This window comes from Microbacterium sp. NPDC087591 (assembly GCF_044743625.1).
Taxonomy (GTDB): Bacteria; Actinomycetota; Actinomycetes; order Actinomycetales; family Microbacteriaceae; genus Microbacterium.
In genome coordinates, this window is record NZ_JBIUWU010000001.1 from 517,097 (window position 1) to 532,209 (window position 15,113).

11 protein-coding genes are annotated in these 15,113 nt (G+C 71.0%); 6 read left to right on the forward strand and 5 right to left on the reverse strand.

All coding sequences use genetic code 11. From position 1 onward, the window contains the following. Window positions 1–52: 52 nt before the first annotated feature. From ACIOVG_RS02435 to ACIOVG_RS02460, 6 genes are all read left to right on the forward strand, one after another. Window positions 53–1,576: a family 20 glycosylhydrolase gene (locus ACIOVG_RS02435; RefSeq protein WP_400868692.1), complete on the forward strand. Its 1,524-nt coding sequence runs from the start codon at window positions 53–55 to the stop codon at window positions 1,574–1,576. Next, window positions 1,573–2,745 carry an N-acetylglucosamine-6-phosphate deacetylase gene (locus tag ACIOVG_RS02440; RefSeq protein WP_400868693.1) on the forward strand — a complete coding sequence of 391 codons (1,173 nt, stop codon included), beginning with the start codon at window positions 1,573–1,575 and terminating at the stop codon, window positions 2,743–2,745. Before ACIOVG_RS02435 ends, ACIOVG_RS02440 begins: the two co-directional genes overlap by 4 nt. Window positions 2,746–3,215: 470 nt before the next feature. Further along, window positions 3,216–5,366: a sigma-70 family RNA polymerase sigma factor gene (locus ACIOVG_RS02445; RefSeq protein WP_400868695.1), complete on the forward strand. Its 2,151-nt coding sequence runs from the start codon at window positions 3,216–3,218 to the stop codon at window positions 5,364–5,366. Between the two features lie 9 nt (window positions 5,367–5,375). Next, window positions 5,376–5,747 carry a YrdB family protein gene (locus ACIOVG_RS02450; protein ID WP_400868697.1) on the forward strand — a complete coding sequence of 124 codons (372 nt, stop codon included), beginning with the start codon at window positions 5,376–5,378 and terminating at the stop codon, window positions 5,745–5,747. A 51-nt stretch (window positions 5,748–5,798) separates the two neighbouring features. Beyond that, window positions 5,799–7,163: an FAD-binding oxidoreductase gene (locus ACIOVG_RS02455; protein WP_400868699.1), complete on the forward strand. Its 1,365-nt coding sequence runs from the start codon at window positions 5,799–5,801 to the stop codon at window positions 7,161–7,163. Further along, entirely contained in the window at window positions 7,156–7,563 is a 408-nt protein-coding gene (locus ACIOVG_RS02460) for an NUDIX domain-containing protein (RefSeq protein WP_400868701.1), read from the forward strand. Before ACIOVG_RS02455 ends, ACIOVG_RS02460 begins: the two co-directional genes overlap by 8 nt. 6 nt (window positions 7,564–7,569) lie before the next feature. Here ACIOVG_RS02460 and nagB read toward each other — a convergent pair whose 3' ends face one another. The 5 genes from nagB to ACIOVG_RS02485 all read right to left on the reverse strand — a co-directional run bounded on the left by nagB (window position 7,570) and on the right by ACIOVG_RS02485 (window position 15,093). Next, the gene (gene nagB, locus ACIOVG_RS02465; RefSeq protein WP_400868703.1) at window positions 7,570–8,349 is read right to left on the reverse strand and encodes a glucosamine-6-phosphate deaminase; all 780 of its coding nucleotides are present in this window, start codon (window positions 8,347–8,349) and stop codon (window positions 7,570–7,572) included. Further along, the gene (locus ACIOVG_RS02470; RefSeq protein WP_400868705.1) at window positions 8,342–9,307 is read right to left on the reverse strand and encodes an ROK family protein; all 966 of its coding nucleotides are present in this window, start codon (window positions 9,305–9,307) and stop codon (window positions 8,342–8,344) included. The genes nagB and ACIOVG_RS02470 overlap by 8 nt, the downstream gene beginning before the upstream one ends. A 34-nt stretch (window positions 9,308–9,341) precedes the next feature. Then, a complete protein-coding gene (locus ACIOVG_RS02475; protein WP_400868707.1) occupies window positions 9,342–10,529 on the reverse strand; it encodes an ROK family protein in 1,188 nt (395 codons plus the stop codon). A 74-nt stretch (window positions 10,530–10,603) separates the two neighbouring features. Beyond that, entirely contained in the window at window positions 10,604–13,885 is a 3,282-nt protein-coding gene (locus ACIOVG_RS02480; protein ID WP_400868709.1) for a family 20 glycosylhydrolase, read from the reverse strand. Then, the gene (locus tag ACIOVG_RS02485) at window positions 13,876–15,093 is read right to left on the reverse strand and encodes an amino acid deaminase (protein ID WP_400868711.1); all 1,218 of its coding nucleotides are present in this window, start codon (window positions 15,091–15,093) and stop codon (window positions 13,876–13,878) included. Before ACIOVG_RS02485 ends, ACIOVG_RS02480 begins: the two co-directional genes overlap by 10 nt. Window positions 15,094–15,113 lie beyond the last annotated feature (20 nt).

The following is a 15,113-nucleotide window of genomic DNA, read 5'->3' on the forward strand; positions in this document are numbered from 1 at the left end:
CGATTCGACCTCCGCCGTTCCGCTCGGCGACGCCGACGGGTAGGTTTTGTTCATGGTCCTTACTCACCCTCTTCCGCTCGTCCCCGCGCCCGTGTCCGCCGTCGCACGGGAGGGACGGATGCCGATCACCGCGACGACGCGCGTGCTCGGCTCCTCCTCCGTCGCCGCCCCACTGCTCGATGCGATCGAGCGCCGCACCGGCATCCGCCTCCGCACCGTCGACGCTGCTTCCGCCGAGGCTCCCGCCGAGATCGAGCTCCTCGTCGACGCCCGTTCCTCAGGACCGGAGGGATACACGCTCGAGGTCGGCGACCGCGCGATCGTCGTCGGCACTGACGAGGCCGGGCTCTTCTACGGCGTGCAGACGCTGCTGCAGCTGCTGCGACAGGACGACTCCGGCTGGGCGCTGCTCGGCGCAGACATCGCGGACGCGCCGCGCTTCCCGCACCGCGGCGTCATGCTCGACGTGGCGCGGCACTTCTTCGGCGTCGACGAGGTGAAGAGGTTCATCGACAGCACCAGCGCCCTCAAGCTCAACCACCTGCATCTGCATCTGAGCGACGATCAGGGGTGGCGTGTGCACATCGACTCCTGGCCGCTGCTGACCGAACGGGCGTCCGGCACCTCCGCGAACGGCGACCCCGGCGGCTTCTACACGAAGGACGACTATCGCGAGATCGTGGCCCACGCCGCGTCCCGCCACATGACCGTGATCCCCGAGATCGACCTGCCCGGCCACACCCACGCGATCGGGGTCGCCTACCCCGAGCTCGTCGAGGCGCCGGTGCTCAACGACGACCTCATCGCGGAGTCGGCGCGGCTCGGCCAGCCGTTGCCCGTCGCCGGCGAGACGTATCTCGGCTGGGGCGTCGGGCACTCGAGTGTCCGCATCCACGAGGAGCACACCTACGACTTCGTGCGCGACGTCGTGCGCGAACTGGCCGAGATGACCCCCGGTCCCTACATCCACATCGGCGGCGACGAGTCGCTCGGCACCGCGCAGGCCGACTTCGACCTGTTCGCCGAGCGCGCGACCGCGATCGTCGCAGACGCCGGTAAGATCCCCGTGGCCTGGCACGAGATGGGCTCAGCGGCCCACATCGCTGAGGGAACCGTCGGGCAGTACTGGGGCAAGACGACCCCCGAGGGCACGCACGGCGAGGAAGCAGGGCACTTCGTCGAGCGCGGCGGCGCCCTCATCATGTCGGCCGCCGACGTGACGTACCTCGACATGAAGTACTCCCCCGATTTCCCCCTCGGGCTGACGTGGGCCGGAATCATCGACGTCCGCACGGCGTACGAGTGGGAGCCGACGGCCGTGCTCGACGTGCCCGACTCCGCGATCCTCGGCGTCGAGGCGCCACTGTGGTCCGAGACGACCCGCACCTACCGCGACGTGGAGCAGCTGGTGTTCCCCCGCGCCGCAGCACAGGCCGAGATCGCCTGGTCGCCCGCGACCGGTCCGGAGCGCGTGTGGGAGTCGTTCCGCACGCGACTGGGGACGCTCGCGCCGCTGTGGAAGGCTGAGGGAGTCGAATTCCACGCCGCAGACGAGATCCCCTGGAGCGAACGATGAGTGTGCAGTCCTCGGCGAGCGGTTCGCTGCTCATCCACTCCGCGCGTCTCGTCGACCGCGGTGAGATCGTGGAGGACGCCTGGGTCCGGATCGAGCAGGGGCGCGTCTCCGCTCACGGCACCGGTGCGGACTGGGCTCCGGCCGACGAGATCGTGGATGCCGTGGCGACAGCGGGAGAGGGCGCGCTGCTCACCCCCGGCCTGATCGACATCCACGGGCACGGAGGTGCCGGCGCCTCGTTCGATGACGGCGTCGACGCGATCCGCACCGCGCGGGCGCTGCACCGCGCGCACGGCACCACACGCGCGGTGGTCTCCCTCGTCACCGCATCGCTCGACGACCTGGCCCGCAACGTGGCGCTGGTCGCCGACCTCATGCGCTCGGACGCCGACATCCTCGGCTCGCACCTCGAAGGCCCGTTCCTGGATCCGGCGCACCACGGCGCCCATGAGCCGACGCTGCTGCGCGCCCCGGCGGCGCACGACGTCGCCCGACTGCTGGAGGCCGGGCGCGGGACGGTGCGTCAGGTCACGATCGCGCCGGAGCTCCCGGGCGGACTCGACGCGATCCGCCAGATCGTCCAGGCGGGAGCGGCGGCGGCGGTCGGGCACACCAGCGCGGACGCGGGGGTCGCGGTGTCCGCCTTCGAGGCGGGGGCATCGATCCTCACGCACGCGTTCAACGCCATGCCGGGTATCCACCACCGCGCGCCGGGGCCGGTGCTCGCCGCCGCCGCTGATCACCGGGTGGTGCTCGAGGCCATCGCCGATGACGTGCATCTGGACCCGCACGTGATCAAGCTGCTGTTCGACACGGCACCGGGTCGGATCGCGCTGATCACGGATGCCATGGCCGCCGCGGGCAGCGCCGACGGGCACTACGACCTGGGCGCCGTGAGCGTCACGGTGTCCGACGGCATCGCGCGCGCCGATGACACGGGCTCGATCGCCGGCTCGACGCTCACGCAGGATGTCGCGCTGCAGCGGGCGGTAAGCGCCGGTGCTGCGCTGCCCGAGGCCGTCCGGGCTCTGACCGAGACACCGGCACGCGCGATCGGTCGCGACGCCGAGATCGGCGATCTGCGCCCCGGCCGCATCGGTGATGCGGTGCTGTGGGATGCAGAGCTGCGCGTCGTCCGCGTGTGGGTGGGAGACCACCTCAACGGGTAAGAGGTCCGCACGACGCGCGACGACGCGCAACTCTGCGTGCTCCGGTTCATCTTCGCGGGAGGGAGGCCACCGGTCCCCAGATCGGTGGCCTCGTTCCCGCTTCATAGAGAGGGGGGCCGGGAACTCCTCCCCCGAGGCTCCCGACCCGCCCTGCTGGTGCAGTTGCCCCTCGCACCAGCGCCCGAACCCCGCCCCCCGGAGGAGTTCGTATGGCTGTCTCTATGGGATGAGACGAAGGCAGGGCCGATTCATTACGCGGCTTCGCGATCTTTTTTCGAGATTCTTCGTCAGCGCGCACCGAACAGCCCTCCGAACTGGGGTTCTCTGCGTCAGAAGATTTGCAGGGAATTCCGTGAAGGGGTGGCCTTGCTGGGAAATTCGGGTGAGAATGAAGAAGACGCGTGATGAGGGCCGCCCTCCCGCGTCTCTCTTGTGAGGGCACACGAGTGCTCCGAGACAGATGGATGAAAGTGCACGAAGAAGAGAACGTTCCGCACGACGAACCGATCGCTGACGCCGATCTGATCCTCCGCACCCGTTCGGGTGACACGGAGGCGTTCGGAGAACTCTGGCGACGCCACTACCCGTCCGGCATCGCGGTCGCCCGCTCCGTCACCTCATCCATCGACCCCGACGACCTGGTGCAGGAGTCCTACACCCGCATCTACCAGGCGATCGTCAAGGGCGGCGGGCCCAACGGCTCCTTCCGCGCCTATCTCTTCACGAGCATCCGCAACACGGCAGCCGCCTGGGGTCGCTCCCGCCGCGAGTCGGCGATCGACGAGCTCGACTCCGTCGCCGACCCGGACAGCACCGATCAGGCCGCGAACGAGGCGCTCGACCGCAGCCTCACCGCGCAGGCATTCCGGAGTCTGCCCTCGCGCTGGCAGGAAGTGCTCTGGTACACCGAGATCGAGCAGATGAAGCCGCAGGATGTCGCGCCGCTGCTCGGCATGAAGTCCGGCGCCGTCTCGCAGCTCGCGTTCCGCGCCCGGGAAGGTCTGCGCGAGGCGTGGATCCAGGCTCACCTGCGCAGCGCGGCGCCCGGCTCCGACTGCCAGTGGACGATCGAGCACCTGGGGGCGTACTCGCGCGGCAACCTCAGCGCCCGCGACTACAAGCGCCTCGAGCTGCACCTCGACGAGTGCGCGCGCTGCATGATCGTCGCCGCCGAGGCGAAGGATGTCTCGAAGCGACTCGCTCTGGTCCTTCTCCCGCTCGTCCTCGGCATCACCGGCTCGGCCGGGTACCTGGCGACGCTGCAGGGCGGTGGCGCTCCGATCGTCGCCCTCGCCGCAGCCCCCTCGGGCATCCCCGGTGTCGTCGTGGCCGGCGATCCCGGCTCGGCGGTATCCGCCGGCACAGCCGCGAGTGGTGCAGGTTCGGGGAGCGGATCGGGCGGCGCGGCCGGTGGCAACACCGCAGCCGGCAGCAGCGCCGGATCAGCGGGCGGCGCGGCGAGCGGAGGCATGCTCACCGGCATGGGCGCTCTCGTGGGCGCGGGCTCCGCGGCGCTCGTCGTCGCCGGTGTCGTCGCGGCCGCGACGATCATCCCGGGTCTCACCGGGGCCCAGCCGGCAGCATCGCAGCCCAACGCGGGCGACAGCGACCCCTCGTCGATCGCAGCAGACGTCGGCCCCGACGCCTCGATGACGCTCGACGAGCCCGTCATCATCGAAGAGCCGGCACCCGAGCCGAAGGAGGACGCCGCTCCTCCCGCCCATGAGGCGCAGCCCGACGTGGTCGAGCCCTCCGGTCCGGTGACCGCTCCCCCCGTTCCCGTCGTTCCTGAGAAGCCGGTCACCCCCGTCGACCCGGTGGACCCGGTCGACCCGGTCGACCCGGTCGACCCGGTCGATCCCGTCGACCCGGTGGATCCGGTCGACCCCGCCGTCCCGGAGGGATCGCCCACGGTCGGACAGGCCGAAGCCTGGTTCGAGTGGATCGGCGAAGGGGAGGAGTTCTTCGTCACGCACTACGTCGTGCAGGTGTCCGGCGCCGCCTCAGCCACCGTCCGCGCACAGCTCGAGGGCAGCGGAGCCACGACGACACCTCTGGCTCCCGCCGTGGAAGGCGATGCGGTCGGTCATGGAACGGTCGCACTCACTGCGAGCCTGTCGCAGCTGTGCGGCAATGCCGCCGTCGACTTCGCCTACGTGAACGGCGACACGGTCGGCACGACGACCACGACGACGCTCTGGAGCCTCGCGCCCATCCCCGAGTGGTGGCTGCTGGTGTGTGCCATCACGCATGACGGCGCAGACCCGTCACTGGCCGATGTCGCGACGGTCGACGCCCTGGTCGCGGACGAGCCCGTGCCCGGCACCGAGGAGGCCACCGTGCCTCAGGAGTCGACGACTCCGGCCGGAGAGACGCCGGTCGAGGAGACGCCGGCCGCGCCCGCCGCTCCCGGAGAAGAGACCCCGGCCGCAGAGGCCCCGGCAACACCCGTCGCTCCCGTCGAAGAGTCGGCGCCCGCCGAAGAGCCGGCGCCCGTCGAGGAGTCGGCTCCTGTCGACGAGGCGGCAGCAGCCTCCGCGACCGCCGAGGACACCGCCAAGGTCGAGGCACCGGCAGACAGCGCGCCGACAGCGGCGGAGGAGCCGGCGAGCGCCGAATAGACTGGGACCATGCCCCAGGATTCCGTCCCCGTACCTGGCGTCGAGCGTCCGGTCATCACCGTCCTCGACGTCGTCCGCGCCATCGTCCTGGTCCTGGCCATCGCCTCGCTCGCGCTGTGGGGCTTCGCGACCTGGTCTCTCCCCTGGAACATCATCCTCGGCATCGGCACCCCGGTCGTGGTCCTGCTCGTGTGGGCGCTGTTCCTCTCTCCTCGTCCGGTGCTGCGCGTGCATCCGTTCCTCCGCGCCGCCGTCGAGCTGCTCATCTACGTCGGCGTCACGATCGCGTGGTGGTCGATGGACCAGGCGCTGATCGGAACGGCCTTCGGTCTGGTCGCGATCGCCGCCGGCGTGATCAGCGGACGCCGCGCACTGTCATGAGCGCCAGCGCATGAGCACCCTGCGCGTCCGACCCGTCTGGAGCGCTGCGGCATGAACGTCGTCGCGCAGCTGCAGAACGCGCTCGGCGATCTCGTGGAACTCGACGAGACCGCGCTCGAGGAGGCACGCGCAGACCGCTCTGGCCACGCCGCCACGGGTCGCCCGCTCGCGATCGTGCACGCCGAGACCGTCGCACATGTACAGGAGACCCTGCGCATCGCCACCGCGACGCGCACCCCCGTCGTCGTCCGCGGAGCCGGAACAGGCCTCGCCGGAGCGGCCAACGCCGGAACGGGCGAGATCGTGCTGTCGACTCGGCGCATGGACGCCGTCGTCGAGATCCGCCCAGATGACCTCCTCGCCGTGGTCGAACCCGGCATCCTGAACGCCGACCTCAACCGTCTGCTCTCCGCGCACGGGGTCTGGTGGGCGCCCGATCCCGCCAGCCGCGAGATCTCCACGGTCGGCGGCAACATCGCGACCGGCGCGGGCGGGCTGCTGTGCGCCAAATACGGCGTCGTGCGCGATGCGGTGCTCGGCGTCGATCTCGTCCTCGCCGACGGGCGCCTGCTGCACCTCGGACACCGCAGCGTCAAGGGCGTCACCGGGCTCGACCTGACCTCGCTCGTGATCGGCTCGGAGGGCACTCTCGGCGTCATCGTCGGGGCCACCCTCAAGCTGCGGCGCCTGGTCGAGGGTTCCACCTGCACGGTCACCGCGACCTTCCCCGATGTGCGGAGCGCGGCAGCGGCATCCGCGGCCGTGACGGCCACGGGCGTGCAGCCGGCGATCATGGAGCTGATGGACGCCGCGAGCCTCGCCGCCGTCCATGCCCTGCTCGGGCTCGCCACCCCTCCCCCGGGCGCAGCCCAGCTCACGATCCAGACCGACGGCCCTGCCGCGACCTCCGAAGCCGACACGATCGCCACGGTCCTGCGCGCCCATGACGGCGAGACCGTGGTGTCGCACGACCCCGACGAGGGCGAGCGGCTCCTGTCCATCCGGCGCTCCATGCACGCGGCGATGACCACGCTCGGGACCACGCTGATCGAAGACGTGTCCGTGCCGCGGAGCGCCATGCCCGAGATGTTCGACGAGATCGCCCGCATCGAACGCGATTTCGGCCTGACGATCCCCACCGTGGCGCACGCCGGCGACGGCAACCTGCATCCCAACTTCATCTTCGACGGGCCCGAGACCCCGCCCCACATCTGGGCCGCCGCGGACGAGCTGTTCCGTGCCGCCATCCGTCTGGGCGGCACGCTGACCGGAGAGCACGGCATCGGCGTGCTCAAGCGACGCTGGCTGGTCGATGAGCTCGGCTCCGATCAGTGGGAGCTGCAGCGACAGATCGTGCAGGTTTTCGACCCGCACGGCATCCTCAACCCCGGGAAGGTGTTCTCCGCCGATGCCTGACATCCATGTGAGCGCAGCCGTGATCGTCGACGAGGCCGATCGGGTGCTCGTCGTCCGCAAGCACGGCACGACCCGGTTCATGCAGCCGGGCGGCAAGCCCGAGGCCGGCGAGTCGGCCGCGGCGACCCTGATCCGCGAACTGCACGAGGAGCTGGGAGTGCTGCTCGTCGAGAGCGACCTGCGCCCCTTGGGCAGATTCATCTCGGCGGCTGCCAACGAGCCGGGTCACCGTGTGGTCGCCGATGCCTTCGCCGCCGCGATCGACCCCGGTGCCGTCTCGGTGCAGGCCGAACTCGCCGAGCTGCGTTGGATCACGCCCGATGACATGTCCACGCTCCCGCTCGCGCCTCTCAGCGTGGAGCACCTGCTGCCGCTGGCGTGGCCGGCGCTCGCCCGCTGAGCGGGCTCAGATGCCCTGCCAGGCCGGCTTGTTGGCGAAGGTGTAGCGGTAGTAGTCGGCGAGCTTCAGGCGCGAGGCTGCTGCTTCGTCCACGACGACGGTCGCGTGCGGGTGCAGCTGGATCGCCGAACCGGGCAGGAAGGCCGTGAGCGGCCCCTCGACGGCATCCGCCACCGCCTGAGCCTTGCCCTCGCCGAAGGCGAGCAGCACGAGGTGACGGGCCTTCAGGATGGTGCCGAGGCCCTGCGTGATGCAGTGCTTGGGCACGTCGTCGATCGAGTCGAAGAAGCGGGCGTTGTCCTCGCGGGTCTGCTCGGTGAGCGTCTTGACACGGGTGCGCGAGGCGAACGACGATCCGGGCTCGTTGAACCCGATGTGTCCGTCGGTGCCGATTCCGAGGATCTGCAGGTCGACTCCCCCTGCGGCCTCGATCGCGCTCTCGTAGTCGTCACCCGCGTGCTGGATGGTCGCGTGGGCACCGTTGGGCACATGGATGCGCTGCGGGTCGAGTCCCAGCGGCTCGATGACCTCGCGCGTGATCACGGATCGGTAGCTCTCCGGATGCGCGGGGTCGAGCCCGACGTACTCGTCCAACGCGAAGCCGCGCACCTGCGACAGGTCGCGCCCGGCGAGCTGCGTGCGCAACGCCTGGTACACCGGCAGCGGCGTCGACCCGGTGGCGAGTCCCAGCACGGCATCGGCGCGCTGCGCGATGAGCTCGACGATCTCGGTCGCGACCAGCGTTCCCGCGGCCTCCGCGTTCTCGACGATGACGACCTCAGCCATGGGACACGATCTCCTTCTCAGATGTGGATGCGCCGACGAGTGCGGCGCCGAACGCTGCGGCGGGAGAGCCGGCAGCCAGCAACTCGATTCTTTCATCGAGGTGCAGTGAACGCATGAAGGGCGAGGCCTCGGCTCCGGCCAGCAGGGCGCGCCGGATGCCGTTCTCCAGCCGCTCGCCGAGCGAGGTCAGACCCCCGCCGATGATGACGGTATCGACGTCGGCCGAGAGCACCAGCACGCGCACGGCGGCCGCTGCACCGCGGTACAGGTCGTCGCGCAGGGCGACGGCGTGCTCATCGCCCGCGTCGGCGGCATCGAGGATGTCCCGCACCGGCAGAACGCCAGGACGCCCCCAGGCTCTGGCGAGCGCCCCTCCCCCGCAGAACGTCTCGATGCAGCCGCGCTGACCGCAGCCGCAGAGTCGTCCGTTCGGGTCGACCGAGATGTGTCCGACCTCGCCGGCCGTGCCGCGCGCACCGCGCCAGATGCGGCCGTCCATCACGATGCCGGCCGCGACGCCCGTGCCGAGGTTCAGGTACGCCATCGACCCGCTGACCCCGCGCAGAGCGGCGGCGCCGAGGGCGGCGGCCTTCACGTCGTTCTCGACGCGGAACGGCACGCCGAGCGCACGCTCCGCCCGTACGGCGAGGTCGAGGGAGTCGACACCGAGGTTGACGGCGTGCAGCACGAGGCCCGAGTCCGCGTCGACCAGTCCGGGGATTCCGACGCCGACCGAACGGATGTCGGAGACGGAGATCCCGACCTGCTCGGCGAGGGTGCCGACGGCGAGCGCGATGTTCTCGAGGACCGCGTCCTCGCCCCAGCCGGTCGGACGACGGAGACGGCCGAGGATCTCACCGTCCGGGCCGACCGCGACCGCGTCGATCTTGGTACCGCCGACGTCCAGGCCCACACGAATCTGCCGACCGGAGCGGTCGGCGAGGTCGACACCCGTCATCGGATGTCGCTCCCGTGAGCCTGCGCGGCGGAGATCATGAGACACCCAGCTGTCCGGAGAGGACCATGACGGCCGCGCCCCGCAGGACGATGTCGTCCTGGTGGGTGAGGCGGATGAGTGCGTCCTCGAAGACGCCTTCCAGGGTCCGGGCGTGCAGCGTCTCGATCGCGGCATCGATCAGGATGCCGTCGAGCAGATCGGCGGGGCCGGAGAGCACGACTTCGGAGAGGTCGAGGGCGGCGACGATCGGCGCGATCGCGATCGCCATGCGCGTTCCGGCGTCACGCAGGATCTCATCGCGGGCCGCCGGATCGGCCGCGAGCGCCTCCCGCAGGCGCGTGACGCTGAGCCACGCCTCCAGGCAGCCGTCCTTGCCGCACGCGCAGCGCGGGCCGCCGTCGGTCCCGACGACCACGTGACCGATCTCCCCCGCGGCGAAGCGGCTGCCGAGCAGCGGCTGGCTGCCGGTGATGAGGCCGGCACCGACCCCTCGCCCGATCTTGATCAGCATGAAGTCTGCCTTGGCGTCACCGAAGGTGTACTCGGCGAGCACGGCGGCGTTCGCGTCGTTGCGCGCGAGCACGGGGAGGTCGAGATCGGCCCCGAGCTTCGCCTCGAGCCGGAAGTTCGTCCAGCCGAGGTTCGGGGAGCTCAGCACGACTCCGTCGGGGCGCACGACACCGGGGGTGCCGATACCGACGCCCAGGAGCGGCTGCGTGGAAGCAGCCACCAGCAGCCGGGCGAGCTCGAGGAGAGCACTGTAGGCGGCGTCGCCGTCGGCGGACTCGGGCCGTTCGACCTCGCGCCGCTCCAGCACATCGCCGTCGAGGCTGAGCACGGCGCCGACGAACGCGTTCGGACCGGAGAGATCCAGTCCGATGATCTGATGCCCCACCCGATCGATGTCGATCAGGATCGGGGGCTTGCCCGGCCCCACCGTCTCGCGGACACCCATCTCGATCACGATGCCATCGGCGATGAACTCGGCGACGAGGTCGGAGATGGTGACCCGCGTCAGCCCGGTCTCGCGGGAGAGGTCGGCACGCGACATCGCGCCCGCGTGATACAGCGTCTGCAGCACCAGAGCGCGGTTGTGTCCGCGCGCGTGCTCGGGGAGCACCTTCGAACGGGAGCGCAGGTGCCGCCCTGGCCCGAAGGCATGCGTGTTCCCACCGGCGTACTCTGACGACGGTGGCACACGCGGTTCATCCGACACGGACATGTTTGTTAGTAGACCTTACGAACAAAAATTACGCAACCTCTGCCCCGCGGTGCGCGGCGAGGGTTACCGAAACGTTACATTGGCGCGGGCGCCTCAGCGGCATCCGCGTTCGCCCTCTCCACGAGGCGCTCGACCAGACCGGCGACGATTTCCTCGCGTGCCTGAATCGTCAACGGCTTGCCGGGTACTCCAGGACGGCGTTGCTCAGGCGTCGGGCCGTCGAGTGGACGATACCGCACCCCCGCCGCCCTGAGGCGGAGCAGATGCGTGGGAAGTCGCCGTGCGAAGTCGGAGTACTCCCCCGGCTCACCTCCGTCCCACAGCCGCTCGGCGACCGCCGCCAGCCGAGGGAACATCGCGAAGTCGACTCGATCACGGGTCGGCAGGTGCTCGCTCCAGACGTTCGCCTGGCCGCCGGCGGCCCCCTCCTCGACCCGCAGCGTGTAGACGCGCTCGATCGGCAACGGCGGCCCCACGCGGATCGGTTCCTCGGCGGAATCCGACTGGGGGTAGTCGAGGTACACCTCGAGATCGGGGCAGGCGATGACCGGGATGCCGCGCCGCAGCGCCTCGCGCATGGCGACGGGGCCACGCCAGGCGAGGATGCTCACGCCCTCGGGCACGTCTGCCTCGAGCACCTCGTCCCAGGCGAGTGCGGTGCGTCCGCGACGGCGCACGTGCGCGGCGAAATGCGCGGTGAACCACGGCTGCACGTCGTGCGGGGTCGCCAGCCCGAGTTCTCGCATCCGCTCGTACGCTGCGACGCTCTGCGCCCATTCGGTGACCGGAACCTCGTCGCCGCCGATCCCGATCCACTCGGAGTCGAAGACGTCGCACAGCGCGTCGATCGCGGCCCGGCCGAACGCCAACGACTCCTCGGTGGGCGCGAGCGTGCGGGCGTTCACGCCGAAGCGCTCCCACGGCCCCGTCGCCGGCTCGCCGACGTCGAGGTTGCCGAGCTCGGGGTATGCGGCGAGCGCCGCCTGGATGTGACCGGGCAGCTCGACCTCCGGCACGAGCGTGACGAACCGCTCAGCCGCATAGGCCACCAGTGCACGCAGCTCGTCCGCCGTGTAGTACCCCTCGTGGATTCCCGGTTCGACGGTGGCGAGCGGGCCATGCCCGCGCTGCGTCGCCGTGCGGCGGGACCCGACCTCGGTCAGACGCGGATACCCCGGCACCTCGAAGCGCCACCCCTGGTCGTCCGAGAGATGCAGGTGCAGGATGTTCAGCTGGTGATCGGCGAGCAGGTCGACGAGACGGCGGAGGTCTTCCACGGGGCGGAAGTGCCGCGCGACATCGAGCATCACGCCCCGCCAGCCGTAGGCCGGGGATCCCCTCCACTCGCCCGAGGGCAGCACAGTGACTTCGTCGCCAGCACGTCGAAGCTGTCGCAGCGCCGTCGCGCCGCGGAAGACGCCGGCGGTCGTCGCACCCCTGATCTCGACGCGGTCGGCGGTGACGGAGATCCGGAAGGCCTCCGCACCGATCCGGCCGGCGGCGGAGGGGGCGACGCCGACCTCGGAGTCCTGCACCAGATGGATGGCGGGCGAAGCCTGCGCTTCTCCTCCGCCGCCGAGCCGGGCGACGGACGCGGCGAGTTCGGACGAAGCGACGACGGGGGTGTCCGCGCGCCACGTGAACGTCGGCGCTGCGGGGTCGATCAGGGACTCCACCCGCGGCACCGTCGCGCGGTGAGCGGGCGGCGGCATGCGCAGTGCCCGACCGGGCGTCGCTCCCGTGACCTCTCCCTCCGCGAGCACCGGCACCCCGGAGATCACCACCTCGATGAGGCCGGACGGTGGAACCAGCGGCGAGTCGAAGGTCGACCCGGCCGCGATCGTCTGCGGGTCGAACAACACCAGATCCGCCGCCGCGCCCACGCGGATCACCCCGCGAGGCAGGTCGGAGCGATCCAGCCCGAGGCGGATCGCCGGGGTGCCGGAGAGGTGCCGGACGGCCTCCTCGAGCGTGAGGACGCCGAGCTCTCGCACATAGTGCCCGAGATACCGCGGGAACGTGCCGCGTCCACGCGGATGCGGCCGGGCGCCGATCAGGATGCCGTCACTGCCGCCCGTGTGCCGAGGATGCCGCATGATCGCGCGGACGTTCTCCTCGTCGCCGATGTGCATGAGGATGCCGGTCGCGCCCGCGTCGGCGACGACGGTGTCGAGCACCACGTCGACCGGGCGGCGACCGGAGGCCGTGGCGATCTCGGCGACGGTCCGGCCGATGAGGCCGGCGAGAGCGGGGTTCGCGGTGCCGGAGATCTGGATCTGCGTCCAGTCGGCTCGTTCGCCGTGGAACCCGTCGCATCCCTCATCCTCGAGCTCGACGCGCACCCGCTCGCGTGCGGCGTCATCGAGTCCGGCGACCGTCCGCACCAGGTCCCCGCTCTCGGCTAGTCGGCTCGGCAGCAGCGCCGCGAGCGTCGTGGCGCCGGGGAGATAGGGATAGGTGTCGAGGGTGACGTCGACCCCGTCGGCGATGGCCTGATCGATCAGGGCGAGCAGTTCACCCGCTCGCCCACGGTTCGGGGCGAAGTTCATGGTCGCGTGCGTCAGATGGATGGCGCATCCGGTGCGGCGGCCGATGTCGAGCACCTCCCGGTACGCGTCCAGCGCCCCGCCGCCGTAACTGCGGGTGTGCGGAGCCCAGTAGCCGCCGCGTTCGGCGACGACGCGGCACAGCGCCTCCAGCTCCGCAGTGTCCGCATACATCCCCGGGGTGTAGGTGAGGCCACTCGACATCCCGAACGCGCCGGCGTCGAGGGCGACGCCCAGCAGCTCGGACATCTCCCGGACCTCTGCGGGCGTGGCCGCACGGTTCTCGTGCCCCACGACCATCATCCGCAGATTCCCCTGGGGCACCAGCACGGCGGCGTTGCCGACGGATGCCGCATCGATGTCGCGCAGCAGGTCATCCAGGTCCCGCCACGGAACGGCGGCGGGAAGACCGTTCCACCCGGCGATCTGCGCGGGGATCACGACGGCCGAGGCATCGTCGAGCGGGGCGTATCCCAGACCGTCCTGCCCGAGGACCTCGGTCGTGACCCCCTGTCGGATCTTCGCATCGTGCGCGCTGCCGGTCAGCACCGCGAGGTCGCTGTGCGCGTGCATGTCGATGAACCCCGGCGCCAGGACCAGATCGCGGGCGTCGACCTCGACCGCGCCCTCCGGCAGCTCGACCGGCACCTGCGCGCCCCCGGCCTCATCGGCGGGGGTGATCGCGACGACGCGCACGCCCTCCACAGCGACGTCGGCGACGTAGCGCGGGGCACCGGTGCCGTCGACGACCGTCGCGGATCGGTACACCCTCACCTGACCGGCGGCGGCCTTCTCGGCGCTCAGAAGCACGTCGCCACCGCCCCGATCACGCGGGGGTCGTCGGCATCCGGGTCATCGATCACGGCGACGACACGCCACTTGTCGAAGGCCGTGCACGGATGCGAGAGTCCGAGCCGGACGACGTCGCCGACTCTCGCGGTCTCACCGTCGGCGAGGCGCAGGAAGGCGTGCTGGTCGTTCAGGGCGGTGATCTCGCCCGCGACCGACTGCGGCACCGGCAGGTCCAGGTCGAACGGCACATCGCGTCGTCCGGCGTCGAGCAGGGCGAGCCCCTCCTGCGGCTGCGAGACGACGCGGGACCAGGCGTGCATCGCGGATCGCAGCCGCGCGGTGCCCGTGAGCGGTCCGAACGGCGACATGCGCGCGTAGAAGCCGTCGTCGTGTATCTGGAATGCACCGGAGCGCAGCACCACATCGGCGCTGTCGCGCTGCGGGGCCAGCACGGCAGCCGCCCGATCCGGGAAGGAGCTGCCGCCCGCGCTGAGCACCGGACGGATGCCGGAGGGATAGTCGAGACGCCCGTGCAGCTCGACGAGGGTCTGCAGGTAGACGTCCACCGCGGCGACCGACGCGGCGCTGCGGTCCGGACCGAACGGCCCTTCGTACCCGGCGACTCCCGCGAGTCGGAGCCCGGGGGCTGCGGCGACGGCCGCGGCGATCCGTTCCCCCTCCGCGACGGTCCGTGCGCCTGTGCGCCCGTCCGCTCCTCCGAGCTCGACCAGCACGTCCAGCGGCCGACGGGCGTCGAACGTGGCCGCGGCGAGGATGTCGACCGTGGCGACGGAATCCGCCCAGCACAGGATCCGCAGTGCGGGATCCGCGGCCAGCAGCTCGGCGAATCTCCGCGCTGCGGCGGGGTCCGTCACCGCATTGGCGATCAGCACGGTGCGCACGCCGGCATCGACGGCGACCTCGGCCTGCCAGGGCGTCGCCACCGAGATCGCCCAGGCGCCGGCATCCAGCAGCCGCTGCCACAGCGCAGGCGCCATGGTGGTCTTGCCGTGCGGAGCGAGCAGGACCCCCTGCTCCCGCGCCCACGCGAACGCGGTCGACTCGTTGTGGGAGAGAGCAGCCTCGTGCACCGTGAGCACCGGAGTGCTCAGGTCCGAGAGGCGCAGACCCGCTGCCGCGACCTCCGACAGACGCAGGCCGGCGGCACGTGCCGGGAATCCCTTCGCCCAGGCACCGAGTACGGGATCCGGAATTTGTAGAGGCATCTAACAAGGCTACTAGGCTG